19 protein-coding genes are annotated in these 18,277 nt (G+C 70.1%); 12 read left to right on the top strand and 7 right to left on the bottom strand.

The features are described from left to right. Nucleotides 1–52: 52 nt before the first annotated feature. On the top strand, nt 53–3,550 hold the full coding sequence (gene mfd, locus Q0833_RS02965) for a transcription-repair coupling factor (RefSeq protein ID WP_298430081.1): 3,498 nt from the start codon (nt 53–55) through the stop codon (nt 3,548–3,550). Nucleotides 3,551–3,610: 60 nt separating this feature from the next. Next, a complete protein-coding gene (locus tag Q0833_RS02960) occupies nt 3,611–4,921 on the top strand; it encodes a cation:proton antiporter (RefSeq protein WP_298430079.1) in 1,311 nt (436 codons plus the stop codon). 10 nt (nt 4,922–4,931) lie between these two features. Here the strand turns inward: Q0833_RS02960 and Q0833_RS02955 are convergent, their stop codons facing one another. Both Q0833_RS02955 and Q0833_RS02950 read right to left on the bottom strand, forming a co-directional pair. Next, the gene (locus Q0833_RS02955; protein ID WP_367274933.1) at nt 4,932–6,203 is read right to left on the bottom strand and encodes a multidrug effflux MFS transporter; all 1,272 of its coding nucleotides are present in this window, start codon (nt 6,201–6,203) and stop codon (nt 4,932–4,934) included. Then, nucleotides 6,200–6,868, bottom strand: a complete 669-nt coding sequence (locus tag Q0833_RS02950; protein ID WP_298430077.1) for a DsbA family oxidoreductase — start codon at nt 6,866–6,868, stop codon at nt 6,200–6,202. The genes Q0833_RS02955 and Q0833_RS02950 overlap by 4 nt, the downstream gene beginning before the upstream one ends. A 124-nt stretch (nt 6,869–6,992) precedes the next feature. On the opposite strand from Q0833_RS02950, the gene Q0833_RS02945 reads away from it, so the two are divergent. Next, nucleotides 6,993–8,072: an HWE histidine kinase domain-containing protein gene (locus Q0833_RS02945; protein WP_298430075.1), complete on the top strand. Its 1,080-nt coding sequence runs from the start codon at nt 6,993–6,995 to the stop codon at nt 8,070–8,072. 4 nt (nt 8,073–8,076) lie between these two features. Here the strand turns inward: Q0833_RS02945 and Q0833_RS02940 are convergent, their stop codons facing one another. From Q0833_RS02940 to ruvC, 4 genes are all read right to left on the bottom strand, one after another. Beyond that, nucleotides 8,077–9,486 carry a class I adenylate-forming enzyme family protein gene (locus tag Q0833_RS02940; protein ID WP_298430073.1) on the bottom strand — a complete coding sequence of 470 codons (1,410 nt, stop codon included), beginning with the start codon at nt 9,484–9,486 and terminating at the stop codon, nt 8,077–8,079. Between the two features lie 81 nt (nt 9,487–9,567). Next, on the bottom strand, nt 9,568–10,587 hold the full coding sequence (ruvB, locus tag Q0833_RS02935; protein ID WP_298430071.1) for a Holliday junction branch migration DNA helicase RuvB: 1,020 nt from the start codon (nt 10,585–10,587) through the stop codon (nt 9,568–9,570). A 52-nt stretch (nt 10,588–10,639) separates the two neighbouring features. After that, nucleotides 10,640–11,275: a Holliday junction branch migration protein RuvA gene (ruvA, locus tag Q0833_RS02930; protein WP_298430069.1), complete on the bottom strand. Its 636-nt coding sequence runs from the start codon at nt 11,273–11,275 to the stop codon at nt 10,640–10,642. Beyond that, entirely contained in the window at nt 11,272–11,766 is a 495-nt protein-coding gene (ruvC, locus tag Q0833_RS02925; protein ID WP_298430067.1) for a crossover junction endodeoxyribonuclease RuvC, read from the bottom strand. The genes ruvA and ruvC overlap by 4 nt, the downstream gene beginning before the upstream one ends. A 204-nt stretch (nt 11,767–11,970) precedes the next feature. Here ruvC and Q0833_RS02920 point away from each other — a divergent pair, with 204 nt between their 5' ends. The 3 genes from Q0833_RS02920 (at nt 11,971) to Q0833_RS02910 (ending at nt 12,872) form a co-directional block, all read left to right on the top strand. Further along, nucleotides 11,971–12,159 carry a DUF1127 domain-containing protein gene (locus Q0833_RS02920; RefSeq protein WP_298430065.1) on the top strand — a complete coding sequence of 63 codons (189 nt, stop codon included), beginning with the start codon at nt 11,971–11,973 and terminating at the stop codon, nt 12,157–12,159. Between the two features lie 34 nt (nt 12,160–12,193). Further along, nucleotides 12,194–12,337, top strand: a complete 144-nt coding sequence (locus tag Q0833_RS02915; RefSeq protein ID WP_298430064.1) for a DUF1127 domain-containing protein — start codon at nt 12,194–12,196, stop codon at nt 12,335–12,337. Nucleotides 12,338–12,404: 67 nt separating this feature from the next. Then, entirely contained in the window at nt 12,405–12,872 is a 468-nt protein-coding gene (locus Q0833_RS02910) for a protein-tyrosine phosphatase family protein (RefSeq protein ID WP_298430062.1), read from the top strand. Nucleotides 12,873–12,886: 14 nt separating this feature from the next. Here Q0833_RS02910 and Q0833_RS02905 read toward each other — a convergent pair whose 3' ends face one another. Next, on the bottom strand, nt 12,887–13,774 hold the full coding sequence (locus Q0833_RS02905; protein ID WP_298430061.1) for a 50S ribosomal protein L11 methyltransferase: 888 nt from the start codon (nt 13,772–13,774) through the stop codon (nt 12,887–12,889). Nucleotides 13,775–13,927: 153 nt separating this feature from the next. Between Q0833_RS02905 and Q0833_RS02900 the strand changes: the two genes are divergently transcribed. The 6 genes from Q0833_RS02900 (at nt 13,928) to Q0833_RS02875 (ending at nt 18,258) form a co-directional block, all read left to right on the top strand. Next, entirely contained in the window at nt 13,928–14,560 is a 633-nt protein-coding gene (locus tag Q0833_RS02900) for a hypothetical protein (protein WP_298434937.1), read from the top strand. Continuing rightward, nucleotides 14,557–14,961 (top strand): tol-pal system-associated acyl-CoA thioesterase, encoded by a 405-nt coding sequence (gene ybgC / locus Q0833_RS02895; protein WP_298430059.1) that lies wholly within the window; start codon nt 14,557–14,559, stop codon nt 14,959–14,961. The genes Q0833_RS02900 and ybgC overlap by 4 nt, the downstream gene beginning before the upstream one ends. A gap of 43 nt (nt 14,962–15,004) precedes the next feature. After that, a complete protein-coding gene (locus tag Q0833_RS02890) occupies nt 15,005–15,853 on the top strand; it encodes a hypothetical protein (protein ID WP_298430057.1) in 849 nt (282 codons plus the stop codon). A gap of 73 nt (nt 15,854–15,926) precedes the next feature. Then, nucleotides 15,927–16,625, top strand: a complete 699-nt coding sequence (gene tolQ / locus Q0833_RS02885) for a protein TolQ (protein WP_298430055.1) — start codon at nt 15,927–15,929, stop codon at nt 16,623–16,625. Beyond that, nucleotides 16,626–17,114: an ExbD/TolR family protein gene (locus Q0833_RS02880; protein WP_298430053.1), complete on the top strand. Its 489-nt coding sequence runs from the start codon at nt 16,626–16,628 to the stop codon at nt 17,112–17,114. A gap of 1 nt (nt 17,115) precedes the next feature. Beyond that, nucleotides 17,116–18,258 (top strand): hypothetical protein, encoded by a 1,143-nt coding sequence (locus Q0833_RS02875; protein WP_298430051.1) that lies wholly within the window; start codon nt 17,116–17,118, stop codon nt 18,256–18,258. Nucleotides 18,259–18,277 lie beyond the last annotated feature (19 nt).

Raw genomic sequence — 18,277 nt, 5'->3', positions numbered from 1 at the left:
GCCCATGCCAGCCGCCGGTTGACACCGACCCGCCACCGGTTACCTGACCCCGATGCCCGACAGCGCCACCTCCGACCACCAGACCCGCCCCCTGCCCGACGGGCATATCCGCGTCGGCGGCGCGCCCGAGGGGTTCGACGCCGCGGTCCTGCTGCGCGAGCTGGAGCAAGGCCATCCCGTCGTCCATGTTGCCCGCGACGACAAGCGGATGGAGGCGATGGCCGCCGCGCTTCGCGCCCACCGCGCGGGCGTCACGGTGCTGCGGTTCCCGGCCTGGGACGTGCTGCCCTACGACCGCATCTCGCCCGCCGCCGAGATCTCGGCCACGCGCATGGCGACGCTGACCGCGCTGGCGCACGGCTTCACGGGCAGGTTCGTCCTCCTGACGACGCTCGCGGCCATCACCCAGCGCATCCCGGCCCGCGACACGCTCAAGGGTGCGGGTTTCGCGGCCCGCGTCGACCAGCGCATCGACGAGAAGGCGATGCGCAACTTCCTCGTCCGCATGGGCTTCACCCAGACGCCCACCGTGATGGAGCCGGGCGACTGGTCGCCCCGCGGCGGCATCATCGACATCTGGCCGCCCGGTCAGCCCGCGCCGATCCGCCTCGACCTCTTCGGCGACACGCTGGACGGGCTGCGCCGGTTCGATCCCGTTTCCCAGCGCACGACCGATACATTGGAGCTGATCGAGCTTGCGCCCGTCTCGGAGGTCATCCTCGACGGCCCGGCGATCACCCGCTTTCGCCAAACCTACCGAATCGAGTTCGGCGCAGCGGGCACCGATGACCCGCTTTACGAGGCCGTCACGGCGGGCAAGAAGGCGCAGGGCGCCGAACACTGGCTCCCGTTTTTCCACGAGACGCTGGAGACGCTGCCAGACTACCTGCCCGAGGCGAGCTTCGTTCTCGATGACGGACTACCCGCGCAGCACGCGGAGCGCTGGACCCAGATCACCGACATGTATGACAATCGGCGCGAGGCGATGACCGCCAAGGGCCGCGTCGACAGCGTCTACAAGCCCGCGCAGCCCGACGGGCTCTATCTCGCGCCGGACGCGTTCGAGACCGTCATGGCGGGCCGCCGCACGTTGCACCTGTCACCCTTCCCTGCGGCACCCGGGCCGAACGTGATCGACGCGGGCGGGCGCATCGGGCGCAGCTTCGCGCCGGAGCGGCAGCTCGAGGACGTCAATCTCTTTGAGACGCTGGCCGCGTACATTGCCGAGAAGCGGACCGAAGGTGGAGTGGTCATCGCCTCCTATTCCGGCGGCGCGCGCGAGCGTCTGGAGGGCCTGCTCGAGGATCATGGTGTGGAGCGGTTGAAATCCGTGAAGCGCCTCGAGGAGGTCGCGCGCGGCGACGTCGGCCTGGCGATCTGGGCCCTTGATCGCGGCTTCGATGGGCCCTTCGGTCAGCATCGACTGACCGTCATCTCCGAGCAGGACGTGCTCGGCGAACGGCTGATCCGGGGCAAGAAGAAGAAGCGCCGCGCCGAGAACTTCCTGACCGAGGCGCAGGCGCTTTCGGTCGGGGATCTGGTGGTGCATGTGGATCACGGCGTCGGGCGTTTCATCGGGATGGAGACCGTCACCGCCGCGGGTGCGCCCCACGAATGCCTGGCGCTGGAATATGCGGGCGGCGACCGGCTGTTCCTGCCCGTCGAGAATATCGAGCTCCTCAGCCGCTATGGTTCGGAAGAAGGCCTCCTCGACAAGCTTGGGGGCGGCGCGTGGCAGACCCGCAAGGCCCGTCTGAAGGAGCGCATCCGCCAGATCGCCGAACGCCTGATGCGGATCGCGGCCGAACGCGCGCTGCGCCAGGCCCCGATCCTGACGCCGCCTGGCGACATGGCCGAAGCCTTCGCCGCCCGGTTCCCCTACGAGGAAACGGACGACCAGATGCAGGCCATCGAGGACGTCGCGGCCGACCTCGCGTCGGGCAATCCGATGGACCGGCTCGTGGTCGGTGACGTCGGCTTCGGCAAGACTGAGGTCGCGATGCGCGCCGCCTTCATCGCCGCAACCTCGGGCAAACAGGTCGCGGTCATCGCGCCCACGACCCTTTTGGCGCGCCAGCACGCCAAGTCTTTCATGGACCGGTTCCGCGGATTTCCCGTCAAGGTCCGGCAACTGTCGCGCTTCGTGACGCCCAAGGTCGCGGCCGAAACCCGCGCGGGCATCGCCGACGGCACCGTCGACATCGCCATCGGCACCCATGCGCTGCTGGCCAAGCAGGTGAAGTTCCGCGATCTCGGGCTTCTCGTCATCGACGAGGAACAGCATTTCGGCGTCACACATAAGGAGCGTCTCAAGGAGATGCGGACCGACGTTCATGTGCTGACGCTCTCCGCGACGCCTATCCCGCGGACACTCCAGATGTCGCTGACGGGGGTGCGGGACCTGTCGATCATCGGCACGCCGCCGGTCGACCGCCTCGCGATCCGGACCTACGTCTCGGAGTTCGATGCCGTGACCGTCCGCGAGGCGCTTCTGCGCGAGCATTACCGTGGCGGACAGTCCTTCATGGTTGTGCCCCGGATCAGCGATTTGTCGGAAATGGAGCAGTTCCTGCGCGAACAGCTGCCGGAATTGACCTATGTGATCGCACATGGACAACTCGCGGCCGGTGACCTCGACGAGCGCATGAACGCGTTCTACGACGGCAAGTACGATGTCCTTCTCTCAACAACCATCATCGAATCCGGCATCGACATCCCGACCGCGAACACGATGGTCATCTGGCGCGCGGACATGTTCGGCTTGTCTCAGCTCTACCAGATCAGGGGCCGCGTTGGCCGATCCAAGACCCGTGCTTATGCTTATCTGACAACCAAGCCCAAATCGAAGCTGACCACGGCGGCCACGCGACGCCTGAAGGCGCTTGGCAGCATCGACGCGCTGGGCGCGGGCTTCAACATCGCCAGCCAAGACCTTGATCTCAGGGGCGGAGGCAACATCATCGGCGAGGAACAATCGGGCCACATGAAGGAGGTGGGGTTCGAATTGTACCAGTCGATGCTGCAGGAGACGATCGAGTCGCTGAAATCGGGCAAGGCGGACTTGCCCGACGCGCTCTCCGATGACTGGTCGCCTCAGATTGCGCTGGGTGTGCCGGTTCTCATCCCCGAGGACTACGTGCCCGACCTCGACACCCGGCTGGGCCTTTATCGTCGCCTCTCGGGGCTCGACCGCAAGGTGGAGCTGGAGGGGTTCGCGGCCGAGTTGATCGACCGGTTCGGCCCCCTCCCCCGCGAGGTGAACGTCCTTCTGCGCGTCGTCCGCATCAAGTCGCTCTGCAAGTCGGCCGGGATCGAGAAACTGAACGTCGGCGCCAGGGGCGCGACGGTCGAATTCCACGGCAACCGCTTCGCTCGCCCCGAGGGGCTGGTGGACTATATCAAGTCGAAGAACGGTGCCGCGAAGATCAAGGGCGACAAGCTCGTCCTCGCGCAGGAGTTCCCCGCCGAGGCCGATCGCATCAAGGGCGCCTTCTCGGTCGCGCGCGACCTCGCGGTCCATGCAGGGGCCGTGAAGGTCAGGGGCGGCTGAGCCTTCGGGGAACCGGGCGACCGCGCCCCGTGTTGGGGCTGAAACGGAGGGGCGTCGCGGATGTGGGGCACGATCGATCCACGCGACCTGATCTACACGGTGCTCGGGCTCGCGCTGTTCGGGCTAACGCTGCAACCGGCGCTCGCGCGCTACAAGCTCTTCAACCTTCCGGCCTTCTATCTCGTCTTCGGGGCGCTCTTCGCCGGGGTCGGCATGGCGCTGATCGACCCGCTCGAGGGCGGGTGGCAGTCGATGGTGATCGAACACGCCTCCGAGCTGATCGTCATCATCTCGCTGGCGGGCGCCGGGCTTGCCATCGACACGCCGATGTCCTGGCGCAGCTGGAACCCGACCTGGCGGCTGTTGATCGTGGCGATGCCGCTGACCATCGGGGCGGTCGCGCTCCTCGGTCATGGCTGGCTTGGACTGTCGCTGCCCGCGGCCCTCCTGCTGGCCGCCTCGCTCGCGCCCACGGATCCGGTGCTGGCGCGGTCGGTGCAGGTCTCGCCGCCCGGTCAGGACGAGGAACCGATGGAGGTCGCGCTGACGGCCGAGGCGGGCCTCAATGACGGGCTCGCCTTTCCCTTCGTCTATCTCGCGATCCATGCCGCCACGCTCGGCGTGGCAGAAGCCACCTCGGGCGAGGCCTGGCTCTGGGACTGGCTGACCTTCGATTTCGCCTACCGGGTCGCGATGGGCATCGTCGTCGGCTACGCGACCGGCTGGGCGATCAGCCGCGTCGTCTTCTCGCCCTGGGGCGACGGCGCGCAGGGCGCGTGGAATGCGGTGCTTGTGATCCTCTCGGCGACGATGATCTCCTACGGCGTGACCGAAGCAGTGGATGGCTACGGCTTCCTCGCGGTCTTCGTCGCGGTCCGCGCGGGCCGGTCGAACACGCGCGGCACCGAGAACGAGGGTTACGAGAAATACGTCCATCACGGTGCCGAACAGCTCGAGGCGATCCTGCTCGCGATCCTGCTGCTCTGGCTGGGCACCTTCCTTGTCGGCGGGGCCCTGTCCGGGCTTCGTTGGCAGGAGGTGGCTTTCGCGCTCGCCCTCGTCTTCCTGATCCGCCCGATCGCGGGCCTGCTGGCGATGATCGGCCATCCCTGCGATCAGATGTCCCGTCGCAACGTGGCCTTCTTCGGCATTCGCGGCATGGGGTCGGTCTTCTACATCGCCTATGCCCAGAACCACGCCGAGTTCGCCGACATCGAAGGCGTCTGGCGGGTGGCCGTGGTCACCATCGTCGTATCGATCGTGGTGCACGGCTACGCCGCCAATTTCTTCCTGTCCCAAGACCCCGAGATCGGCGACGTGCATCCCTATGCCGAGGACTCGGAGGAGGCGACGCGCAAGCCCGCCGAGTGACAGCGCGCGCCTAGCGGAGCTTCTGGCCCGCGAAGGGCTCCTCCAGCGCGCCGGAGCCGTCCCGCAGCGCCAGCGCCATCAGGAAAGCGACGCCTGCGCAGAGCCCCGACCCCACGATCAGCGGCACGGGCGTGCCGTCGAAGGCGAGGCCGATCGGCACGGCCACCGCCACGGCCAGGATCGTCGACATCGACGAGATCACCGAGGACGCCATGCCCGCGATATGGCCCATCGGCTGCATGGCGATGGCCTGCAGGTTACCGATGGTGAGACCCGCGAGCGCGAAGCTCGACACCTGAAAGCCGAAGAAGGCCCAGAACGCCGACTCGCCCGACAGGAGTCCCGCCACCCAGACCAACGCCAGCATCAGCGACAGCACCAGATGCCCCGCCAGCGCCCGGCGCAGCATCCAGAGCATCCCGACCCGTCCGACGACCCGCGCGTTCAGGAAGCTCGCGCCGCCCGATAGGAGGGCGACGAGGCCGAACCAGAGCGGAAAGCTTTCGGCCCGGTCGAACACGTCCTGGTAGATCGGCTGCACGCTAGTGATCGTCGAGAAGAGAAGGCCGAACACCATGGTTTGAATGAAGATCGCCAGTCGCACGTTGCGATGGCCGAGCACCTCGCGGAAGGCAGCGGCCAGCGGTCGGAGCCGCAGCGGGCGGCGACGGGCGAGCGGCAGCGTTTCGGGCTGCCGCAGCGCGAGCCAGCCCCCCGAGATCACCGAGAACACGACGAAGGCCCAGAAGACCGCGCGCCAGCCGAAGCCCGCGATGATGAGCGAACCGATCAGCGGCGCCATCGCGGGGACCAATGTGAAGGTCATCATCACGAAGCTGGCGACCTTGGCCATGCCGCGCCCCATGTAGAGGTCGCGGATCATCGCCTGTGCCGCGACCCGTGGTCCCGCGGCGCCGAGGCCCTGGATCACACGCGCCACGATGATCGTCTCGAGCGTGGGCGCAAAAGCGGCCCCGACGGCGCCGGCGCAATAGAGCACCGCGCCCGACAGCATCACGCGCTTGCGGCCGAAGGCGTCCGACATCGGCCCTGCGAAGATCGTCCCCGCGCCCATCCCGAAGACGAAGGCCACGATCACAAGCTGGGCCGCGTTGGGGTTCAGCGGCGACAGGGCCGCGCCGATATCAGGAAGCGCCGGCAGCATCGCGTCGATCGAGAACGCGATGGTCGCCGACAGCATCGCCATCAGCGCCACGAACTCCACCATGGACAGCGCAGGCTTCGTGATCGGAGCGGCCTCGGACGACGCCGCGTCGGTCACGCGCGCGTATCGGTCGCGGCGGGCTCGGCCCGAAGTTGCCCCGCGACCTCCTCGATGACCTGCGCCCAAAGCTCGGGCGGCTGCGCGCCACGCAGCACATGCTGGTTGGCGAGCACGAAGGTGGGCACGCCGGTCACCCCACGCTCGCGTGCATGGGCGTCGCGGGCGCGGATATCGTCGGCATCGGCATCGCCGGCAAAGAGCCGCTCCAGCATGCCCGCATCCATCCCTGCCTCGGCGCCGAGGGCGACCAGGGTCGGCACGTCGCCGATATCCTGTCCCTTCTCGAAATACGCCTGGAAGAGCGCCGTCGCGACCGGCGTCTGCCGCCCCTCAAGCCCGGCCCAATGGATCAGGCGATGCGCGTCGAGCGTGTTGGGCGTCCGCGCGATGGCCTCGAAATCGATCGACAGGCCTGCCGCCTCGGCCGCCTCGACCACCGGCGCATAGGCCCGGACGGCGCCGTCGCGCCCGCCGAACTTGGCTTCGAGATAGGCGCGGCGGTCCATGCCCTCGGCGGGCATATCGGGGTTGAGCTGGAACGGATGCCATTCGAGCGTGAACGGATGATCGGGATGGCGCTCGAGCGCGCGGAACAGGTTGGCGCGGCCGATATGGCACCACGGACAGATCGGGTCGGAGAGAATATCGAGTTTGACCGTCATGCCGAACCTCTACGAAACCAGCGGACCCTAGGCGCGACGCGGCGGCGAAGAAACCCCCGTCTTGCAATCACCTACGTCTCATGACAATGCCTCCGCCATTCGATTTCCACCCCGGACAGACCAGATGCGCGACGGCAACCCTACCGAGACGGCCATGCTGTCGGCGCAGTTGCAGATCGATACCGACTGGCAATCGCTCGCGCCCGCGGCGGGCGGGATCGGGCGCTGGGTCGCCGATCTCGACAGCGGGCTCTGCGTCGTCGACCTGACGTGGCGACGGATGATGGACCTGCCCGACATCGAGGCCGCGTTCCCGATGGTCGATTTCTTCGAATTCATCATGCCCGAGGATCGGTCGCATGTCGCGACCGCCGTCGAGGAGAGCCGCGCGTCCGGTGCCGCCTTCTCGGTCGAGTACCGGGTCGCGCATCCCAGCGGCAAGATCATGTGGATCGACGGGGCCGGCCGCCCGATGACCACCGCCGACGGGCGCAAGCTGCTGATCGGGATCAATCACGACGTCACCGAGTTCCGCCAGGCGCAGGAGCGGGCCGAGCTGATGGCGGGCGAGATGGCGCACCGCATCAAGAACATCTTCGCGCTGGTCGGGGGCATGTTCAACATGGCCGCGCGCAGCTCGGACACGCGCGAAGCCTTGATCGAGAGCTTCCAGGGCCGCCTGCGCGCCCTCTCGGACGTCAACAGCCTGACGTTTTCCGGCAACCGGCTCCTCGTGCGACTGCGGGCGCTGGTGGACACGACGCTGGGCGCGCTGGTCGAGGCAGGCCAGATCGACGTCGATTTGACGGATGATTTCGCGCTCAACGGCACGGCGGCGCAGACCGTCGTGCTGTCGTTGAACGAGCTTCTGACCAACGCGATCAAGCACGGCGCGCTATCGGATCCCAAGGGGCGCGTGGCGCTGTCGATCCTCGTCTCCGACGGCGATTTCGTGCTGACCTGGCGCGAGACCGCCCCGCACGAGATCGCGCCGCCCGCGAAGCTCACCGGGTTCGGCATGCGGGTGCTGCGGTCGATGACGGTCGCCACCTTCGACGGCGTCCCGGAATTCGACTGGGCGCCGACGGGCCTGACCTTCCGCTGCACCTGGAAGGCGGCCGAGATGTCCTATTCCGAGGGCAACCGCTACGCCGACCAGGTCGTCGAACAGGCCGTACGCGCCGCGCAGAGCCGCGGCAGCTGAGCTCTCAGGCCAGGTCGCGCCGCCGCAGCTTGCCGTTCGCGTTTCGCGGCAGCGCCTCCCGCCGGAGCCAAAGCCGCGGGCGCTTGTAGGCCGCCAACCGGGCCGTCGCGTGTGCGTCCGCCATGCCTTCGTCCAGCAACGGGCCGACATAATAGGCCGCCAGCACTTCCGCGCCGCCGGCCACCCGCGTGCAGCCGACCGCGATCTCATGCACTGGCAGATCGGCCAGCGCGGCCTCGACCTCCTGCGGCGAGACGCGGAAGCCGCCGGGGTTGAGCAGGTCGTCCGCGCGGCCCTCGTGCCGGATCGCGCCGTCCGCGCGCGTCGTCACCCGGTCGCCGGTGTCGAACCAGTCGCCCTCCACCGGCACCGGCGCGCCATCCACCCAGTAGCCGAGCATCAGCCCCGGATCGTCGGTCGCGACCTGCAGGCGGCCATCGACCACGCGGACCCGTCGGCCCGGCTGCGCGTAGCCCGATGTCCCAGACGGCGCCGGGCGGTCGGGGCAGCCCGATACGAAGGTCGAGCATTCCGACATCCCCAGCGCCTCGTGCAGATCGGTACCCGTCGCCGCGTACCAGGCCGTCCGGGTCGCCTCGGGCAGACGCTCGCCCGCCGAGAGCCCGTGCCGCAGCGCACCCAGCCCCGACAGGTCACCGCGCAGGAGCCGCCGGTAGATCCCCGGCGCCGCCGCGAAAATCGTCGCTGCCTCGGCGCGGATCAGCCCCGCGAGGTCCGCCGCACCGGGAGGTGGCACGATCGCCGTCGCGCCGATCGCCCAGGGGTCGAGCAGCCCGGTGCCCAGCGTGTAGGTCCAGTTGAAGGCCCCCGCATGCATCATCCGGTCATCGGCACGCAGGCCATACCAGCCGTCCCACATCGCCCGCCGCGCCAGCACCGCGCGATGCGCGTGAGCCACTGCCTTGGGCGTGCCGCCCGATCCGCTGGTGAACACGATATAGCCGAGGCGGTCGGCGGACCCGCGCGACCAGTCCGCGGGCGGCAGGGGGACGGCGTCCAGCGCCTCGGGCGCGACCGCGCCGGCCCCGGCGGGTCGCGAGATGCCCGCTTCGGCGACCACCAGCGCGGGATCGACCAACGCGGCCATCCTGGTGATCTCCCGTTCCGTCAGGCCCGCCGCCGTCGGCACCGGTACCAGCCCCGCCAGCGCGCAGGCGAGGAAGGTCACCGGGAAGTCGCCCGAATTTCCCAGCCGAAGCAGCACCCGGTCGCCCGACTTCAGGCCCCGCGCCGCCAGACCCCCCGCCCGCCGCTCGACCGCATCGGCCAGCGCGCCGTGGGTCCATCGCTGCACGCCCGGCACGATCAGCGCGGGCCGATCCGCCCGCGTCCGTCCTGCCGCCAGGACGTAGGCGGCGAGGTTGAACACCGCCCGATCCGTTTCCTCGCCCATCACCCGGCCCCCGATGCCAATCCCTTCGATGTTCGTCAAATATGCCGGGGTGCGCGAGGGGTGGAACCCCTCGCCCCGCCCTCAGCCGAAGAGATCGCCATTCGGCCCGCCGGGCGCGGGCAGGCCCAGATGGCTCCAGCCCTTGTGGGCCAGCATCCGTCCGCGCGGCGTGCGCGCGATCAGTCCCTGTTGCAGAAGGAACGGCTCGATCACCTCCTCGAGCGCGTCGCGGCTCTCCGAAAGGGCCGCGGCGATCGTCTCGATCCCCACCGGCCCGCCGCCGTAATTCTCGGCGATGAGCGACAGGTAGCGCCGGTCCGCGCCGTCGAGCCCGAGATGGTCCACCCCGAGCCGCGTCAGCGCCCCGTCGGCCACGTCCTGCGTCACCCGCCCGTCGCCTTCGACCACCGCGAAGTCGACCACGCGGCGCAGCAGCCGGCCCGCGATCCGGGGCGTGCCGCGCGCGCGCTTGGCGATCTCGCGGGCGCCGTCATCGGTGGCGGGCGCGCCCATCAGGCGGGCGCCGCGGGTGACGATCTCATGGAGTTCGTCCTCGGTGTAGAAGACCAGCCGCGTGGGGATGCCGAAGCGGTCGCGCAGCGGCGTGGTCAGCAGGCCCAGCCGGGTCGTCGCGCCGACCAGCGTGAAGGGCTGAAGGTCGATCCGCACGGTCCGCGCCGCCGGCCCCTCGCCGATCACGAGGTCCAGCGCGAAATCCTCGAGCGCGGGGTAGAGCACCTCCTCGACCGCCGGGTTCAGGCGGTGGATCTCGTCGATGAAGAGCACGTCGCGCGGCTCCAGATTGGTCAGGATCGCGGCGAGGTCGCCCGCCTTGGCCAGCACCGGCCCCGAGGTCATCCGAAATCCGACGCCCAGCTCGCGCGCCATGATCTGCGCCAGCGTCGTCTTGCCCAGGCCCGGCGGCCCGTGGAACAGCACGTGGTCCATCGCCTCGCCGCGCCGCTTTGCGCTTTCGATGAAGATCCGCAGGTTCGACCGTGCCTCGGCCTGGCCGATGAATTCGTCGAGCACCTGCGGCCGCAGCGCCCGGTCGCCCTCGTCGCGCTGGGCGGGGTCGAGCAGGGGATCGCGCTCGGTCATGGGCCTGCGCCCCCCGGCCCGTCACGCGATGGCGTTCGGATGGTCACGATCATCAGCCCCCCGGCGCGAGGCGCTTGAGGGCCCGCCGGATCAGCTCGCCCGCATCCTCGGCGTCGTCGGCGACTTCAGCCACGGCGCGCGCCGCGTCGACGGGCGCGTAGCCGAGATTCGTCAGCGCCGAGAGCGCGTCGGCCTGCGCGCCGCCCGTCGGGGTCGCAACCTGTAGCGTGGGGGCCGCCGCGCCCTCGATCAGCGGGTCGTCCCCTCCGCCGCCCATTGCCATCAGCGCGGGCGCCTTTCCCTGCAGTTCGTTCACCACGCGCGTCGCGAGCTTCGGCCCGACGCCCGGCGCGGCCTTGACAGCCGCCGCATCCGAAAGTGCGATCGCGCGTCCGACCCCGTCGGGGCCCAGCACACCGAGGATGGCGAGCGACACCTTCGCGCCGACGCCCTGCACGCTGGTGAGGAGGCGGTGCCATTCCCTTTCCTGCACGGTGAGGAACCCGAAGAGCTGCATCAGATCCTCGCGAACGACCATCTCGGTCCAGAGCGAGGCCATCGCGCCGACCTGCGGCATCGCGGCCAAGGTCCGATCCGAGCAGAAGACGACATATCCCACGCCGCCCACATCCAACATGACGTGATCGGCCGCCCGCCACGCCACCTCGCCCCGGAGCCGTCCGATCACCGCAGCGCCTCCGCCAGCCGACCCCGTGTCTGGAGATGCGCCGCGTGGCAGAGCGCGATCGCCAGCGCGTCGGCGGCGTCGGCCGAATCCGGCGCGCAGCCCGGAAGCTGCATCTTCACCATGTGGAGGACCTGGTCCTTCTGCGCGTGGCCGACGCCGACCACGGCCTTCTTGACCGCGTTTGCGGCGTATTCGCCGACCGCGATTCCGGCCTGCGCGGGCACCAGCACCGCGATCCCGCGCGCCTGGCCCAGCTTCAGTGTCGATTGCCCGCCCGCGTTCACGAACGTCTCCTCGACCGCGGCGGCGTCGGGGGCGTGTTCGGCCAGCACGGCACTCAGCATCAGGTGCAGCGACAGCAGCCGCTCGCCCATCCCCTGACCGCTCGGGCGCACCGTCCCGTTGGCCACGTGGCGCAGGCGCGGGCCGTCGACGTCGATCACGCCCCAGCCGCAGGCCCTCAGCCCCGGATCGATCCCCATCACGCGCATCTGCCCTGCCCCGGATGTTCTTCCTTCGTTTCGGCCTAGCACGGGGTCCACCGCAAGACCAGCGCCGCCATGCAATGCGCGCATGACGGGCATGTTCGCATGATATTTGTGCGGAGTGAAAACCGGTCCTATCTGCCCCTCATCCGAGGACGGCCAAAGAGGGTCGCCCACCCCAATGACCATCTTTGACCACAGGAGCCGTTCATGGCCACCTTCGACACCTTCCGCCCCGCCGCCGCCCCCGCATCGGGCCTGTTCGCCAACGTCCTCGGCCGCATCGTCGCCTGGAACGACCGCCGCGTCACGACCAAGGCGCTGTCGCACCTGACCGACCGCGAGCTGAACGACATCGGCCTCGATCGCGGCGACATCGACGCCATCGCCCGCCGCTGACCTCCCGCCACACCAAAGACCAAGGAGCCATGACATGACGACGATCACCCAGTTCTCCCAGACCCTGGCCGATTGGCGCACCCGCCGGGCCATCCGCCGCGACCTCTACCGCCTCGACGAACGCGCGCTCGAGGATATCGGAATGAACCGCGCCGACGTGGACATCCGCTTCCACTGACCCGCACCAAAGGCCCGCCCGACCCGGCGGGCCTTTTTCTTTGCCGCGCCGCGCGCTACCGCAGGCCATGACCTTCGCCATCGCGTCCCTCGAGATCGGACCCGGCCGCATCGGCCTCGCGCCGCGTCCCGGCCGTGCGGGGCCCGTCCGCGACGATCTCGACCGGATCGCGGAATGGGGCGCGGAGCGCGTGCTGACGCTCACCGCCGGGCCCGAGGCGGATTTGGGCGCGATCCGCGACGGCTGTGACGCGCGCGGCATCGGCTGGAATCACGTCCCGATCGTCGACTTCTGCACCCCGGACCGCGCCGCCTCCGGGCACTGGGCCACGCTCGAGCCGGGGCTGACGGAGCTGCTCGGCCGGGGTGGTGGCCTCCTGATCCACTGCCAGGCCGGGCGGGGCCGCTCGGGCATGATCGCCCTGCGGCTGATGATCCGGGCGGGCGAGCTGCCCGAGGCCGCCCTCGCCCGGCTGCGCGCCATCCGACCCGGCGCGGTCGAAACCGACGCGCAGTACCGCTGGGCCGTCGGCTGAGCCGCGATCCGTCCTCAGCTGCGGCGCAGGGTCAGCGTCGTCCAGTCGCCCAGCACCTCGCGCCGGACAAGATCGAACCCCGCATCGCCATAGGCCGCCACGACGTCCTCGGCCTGCTGGTTCAGAATGCCAGACAGGATCGCGGCACCGCCGGGCGCCGAGGCCCGTGCCATATCGGGCCCAAGCTCGATCAGCGGGCCCTTGAGAATGTTCGCGAAAATCAGATCGAATGGCCCGGCCAGCGCGGGATGATCGAACCCGGCTGCCTCGACGCAGGCGACCCGGCCCGCCATGTCGTTCACCTCGAGATTGGCCTCGGCCACCTCGACGGCGACCGCGTCGATATCCGAGGCCACGACCGGGGCGTCCGGCCAGACCTTCGCCGCCGCCATCGCCAGAACCGCCGTGCCCGCGCCGATATCGGCCACCGGGCCGGGGGTCAGGCCATCCTCGAGCAATGCCTCGAAGGCCAGAAGGCAGCCTTTCGTGGTGCCGTGATGCCCGGTCCCGAAGGCCATCGCCGCCTCGATCAGAAGGGCCACGCGATCCTCGGGCACGCGGTCCGCATCGTGGCTGCCATAGACGAAGAACCGGCCCGCCTCGACGGGCTGCAATTCGCGCCGGACATGGGCCACCCAGTCGGTCGGCGGCAGCTCCGAGACGGCGAAGGGCTGAGCACCAAAGGCCGCCGCGAGCAGCGCCAGTGCCACCGTGTCGGGCGCGGCCGAGAAATAGCCGCCCACCTCCCAGAGGCCCGAGCCGTCCTCCATCTCGAAGACGCCGATCCCGTCGGGCGCGGGATCCATCTCATCCATCGCCGCGCCCAGCGCCTCGGCGGAGGTCTTGTCGGACAGCGTGGTCAGCGCGGTCCAGGACGCGGGCGTGATATGGGGGTCGGTCATGGCGGGCACTCCGGTCCATCGGGGGTCGCGAGGGCCATGATGCCCGCGCCCGCGCCGGTCAAGCCCGTCGCGTCGTGCCGGCTGCTGCCGCCCCGCCCCGAACGCGACCGCTTCGCCCTTTCGAAACCCGCCGACCCGTGGCATTTCGGCGCCATGACGACGCTCACGCCCGACGCCGTCGCCGCGCTTTTCACCCGCGCCGACGGCCAATTCCTCTTCGCCCGCTGGGGCCGTCCTATCGTGCCCGTCGTCTTCGGCGTCACCGATGCGACGGTCGCGGTCCTCAAGGGTGCAGTCGAAGCACTCTGCGTGCTGTCGGGCCACCGGATGGCCGAGACCGACCCCGAACTCGGCGCGAACCTGATGGTGTTCTTCCTGCGCGACTGGGAGGAGTTGCCCGAGACGCCCAATCTCGACCGGCTGATCCCCGAGCTTGGCCCGCTCGTCGCACGCCTCAAGACCGCCGACGCCAATCAGTACCGTATCTTCCGCTTCGACGAGACCGGCGCGATCCGGGCCTGCTTCGCCTTCATCCGCATGGATGCGCATCTTTCCGACGTGCCCGCCGAAACCTTGGCGCTGAGCCAGATGGTGCAGGCGATCCTCCTCTGGTCGGACACGGCCTTTGCGGGCGCGTCGCCGCTGGTGGTGATCGACGGGACGGCCGTGCTCCGCCCCGAGATCGCCGACCTGATCCGCGCGGGTTACGATCCCGTCCTGCCCGCGATGGACCGCGATCCGGCCCACGCGCTGCGCCTCGCGGCACGGCTGGGGCGGATGCAATGACCGTCCACAGCTGGCCCATCCGCGTCTATTACGAGGACGTGGATCTGGCGGGGATCGTCTATTACGCCAACTACCTGCGCTTCATCGAACGCGCCCGCTCCGAGATGGTCCGGGCCGCCGGGATCGACCAGGCCGCGATGCGCGCCGACGGCATCGTCTTCGCCGTGTCGCGGATCGAGGCGGATTACCGGCGGCCCGCCCGCTACGACGACGCGCTCGTGGTCGAGACCCGCCTGACCGCGCGCAGCCCGGCGCGCTTCGTGATGTCGCAGCGCGTGTTGCGGGACGCGGATCTCCTGTTTGTGGCGGAGGTCACCATCGTCTGTATGACCGTCGCGGGTCGCCCGAAGCGCCTGCCTGCGCAGATCGCCGACATGGCGCTGGCTGAAACCTCGCCTTAACGCCCCGTCCGCCATGCTCGCCCGACGCGATTCGAGGTGTGCGATGTCCATCATCCTGCGGTCCCTGGCCCTGCTGCTCGCGCTCGCCTCGGGCTATGCACTCGGGCGGGCGGGGGATGCGGTGATGGCCGGGGCGGCCGCGGCGCCTGCGATGCCCGGTCCGCAGCTGGCCCCGCCGGTGGACGTCGCGGCCGAGATTGTCGCCGCCCCCGCCACGCCGCCCGCGATACCTAAGCCAGCGCCCTCGCCCTGGACCGTCCTGACCGAGGATTCGACCTTCGACGGGTTCGCGAACGTCTACCTCTCCACTCCGTCGGACGCGCCGCTGACCTGCGGTGCACGGCGGCGTGCGACGTTGTTCCTGCGGTACGTCCGCGACCGCACCGCCGCCTATATCGCGCATGACTGCCAGACCCCCGCCCGCGACGCGGACGGCTGGCCCGTCGAACTGCGCCTCGACGACGGGCCCGCGACCGCCACCCGGATGCAGGTCGACGACCGGGGCGAAAGCCTCGGCTACTGGACCTACGAAGGGGCGCGAACCTTCATCGAAGACCTCGCCGGACGCAGGACGCTCCACGCACGCTTCACCGATCAGAATGGCCGCATCGAGCAGCTGTCCTTTCCGATTTCCGGCCTCGCCCTGCATCTCGATGCGCTCAGCGCGGCCTGCCACTGGTCCGAGACGCCGCCTTGGGCGGTGTCGCAGGGGCGCGGCTCCGGGGCCCCGACCGCGTCATCGCTCGCCTGGCCCGAACACCCGGCGCATGCCGGGCCGGACCGCGTCATTCGCGCCGCATCCGCGTCGGCGCGCCCGCCGCTCACCTGGCCGGTCGCGATATCACGCGGGACACGCGGGATTTCGCCCGGAGGCCGATCCCACTCGCCATGACGCTTCACATCTGTTAATACCGGCCCCAATTACGCCGTCGAGAACGACGCAAACACTGGGACGGGCAGTCCACATGGAAACGGAAGTACTGGCAGCCGCCAGCGAGATCGACTTCTCGCTCTGGGCGCTGTTCTGGCGGGCGACCTTCGTCGTGAAGATCGTCATGATCATGCTGTTCGCGGCCTCGATCTGGGTCTGGGCGATCCTGTTCCAGAAGGTCGTGCAGTTCCGGCGCGCACGCGGCAACGCCGCCGCCTTCGACCGCGCCTTCTGGTCGGGCGAGCCGCTGGACGAGCTCTACGAAAAGATCGGCGACACGCCGCGATCCGCCTCGGAGCGCATCTTCGTCGCCGCCATGGGCGAATGGAACCGAAGCCACCGCGACGATGGTGGCCTGATCGCGGGGACGCAGGCGCGCATCGACCGCACCATGGACGTCGCCATCTCGAAGGAGCGCGACCGCCTTGCAGGCGGTCTGACCTTCCTCGCCACGGTCGGCTCGACCGCGCCCTTCGTCGGGCTGTTCGGAACGGTCTGGGGCATCAAGCACGCGTTCGAGCAGATCGCGCTCTCGGGCTCGACCAACCTCGCCGTCGTGGCCCCCGGCATCGCCGAGGCCCTGCTGGCGACGGGGATCGGCCTCGTGGCCGCCATCCCGGCGGTGGTGTTCTACAACAAGCTCAGCCGCGACGCCGACCGCATCACCGGCAATTTCGAAGCCTTCGCGGACGAATTCGCGACCATCCTGTCGCGGCAGCTGGACGCCGCCTGAATGGCCGGCGGCCTCATCCAGCCCGGCGGCGCGGCGGGCGGACGGCGCAGGCGTTCGCGCGCCAGCGCGCCGATGTCCGAGATCAACGTCACGCCCTTCGTGGACGTGATGCTGGTGCTTCTGATCATCTTCATGGTCGCGGCGCCCCTCCTGACGGCGGGCGTCCCGATCGAGCTGCCCGAGACCGCCGCCGCCCCGCTCCCGCAGGAGCAGGAGGAGCCGCTGGCCGTCACGGTCGCCGCCGACGGTCGCATCCTGATCGGCTCGACGGAGGTGCCGCGGAACGAACTTCTGCCGCGCCTGCAGGCCATCGCGGGCGAACGGCAGGGCGACAAGGTCTTCCTGCGCGCCGACGGCGTGGTGCCCTATGGCGACATCATGGTCGTGATGGGCGCGCTCAACGCGGGCGGCTTCCGCGATATCGGGCTCGTGACCGATCCGGGTGGGCCGTCGCTGGACGGGACGTCGGACGACCCGGACGGCAACTGACATGGAGCGGCGCACGGCGCTCGCGATCTCGGGGACGGCCCATGCGGGCCTGATCGCCTATGCGCTGGTCGCGGGGCTGTTCCACGCGCCGCCGCCCGAGGACAGCATCTCGGTCGCCGCCGTCTCGGTGATCTCGGCGTCGGAATTCGACGCTCTGGTCTCGAACGCCCCCGACAGCCCCGAGCCGCCGACCCCCGCCGCGCCGACCCCGCCCGACACCCCGGCCGAACCGGCCGCCGCGCCCGCGCCGCCCGATGACAGCACGCCCCCGCCCGCGCGCCCCGATCAGCCCGCGCCGACCCCGCCCGACGCGAACCCGGACGTCGCGGCCCTGAGCCCGCCGCCCCCGACCGAGGTGGCGCCCGAGACGCCGGACCCGCTCGCCTCGCCCGCCGAGGCGCCCGACCGCCCCGTCAGCGATGCGCCCGCCCCCGAGGCTGCGCCGCGCGTCGCCCCGACCCCGGCCCCCGCGCCGCCGCCGATGACCGAAACCGCGCCCACGGTCGAGTCGCCCCCCGCCCCCGCCGAAACCGCCGACCCGGTCGAGCCCGCCGACACGCCCGCCGCCCCCGAGGAGGCCGCGCCCGTCATCGTGACCGAGGCCGATACGCCGTCGGCCGCACCCGAGACCTCGCTGCGGCCCGGCCGAAAGCCCGCGCGTCCCGAACCGGTCTCGCAACCCGTCGAGACGGCGTCGGACGAACCGGCCGCCCCCGCCGCCGATCCGGCCCCGGCCGAAGACCCGCTTGCGGCGGCCATCGCCGGCGCGGTCGCCGAAGCCGTCAGCCAGCCCGCCCCGGCGCCCTCGGCCCCCGCGGGCCCGCCGTTGACCCAAGGCGAGCGCGACGGCCTGCGCGTCTCGGTCAGCCGCTGCTGGAACCTCGGCTCGCTTTCGACCGAAGCGATGCGGACGCGCGTGACGATCTTCATGGAGATGAACCGCGACGGCACGCCGCTGACCAACACCATCCGCCTGACCGGGTTCGAGGGCGGCAGCCAGGCCGCCGCGAACCAGGCCTACGAGGCCGGACGCCGCGCGATCATCCGCTGCGGCCAGGGCGGGTTCGATCTGCCGGACGAGAAATTCGAGCAATGGCGCGAGATCGAGATGACCTTCGATCCGGAACAGATGCGCGCGCGGTGAGATGCTATCGCATGACCAC

The organism is uncultured Jannaschia sp. (assembly GCF_947503795.1).
Lineage (GTDB): Bacteria > Pseudomonadota > Alphaproteobacteria > Rhodobacterales > Rhodobacteraceae > Jannaschia.
This window is presented reverse-complemented; position numbering and strand designations above follow the sequence as displayed.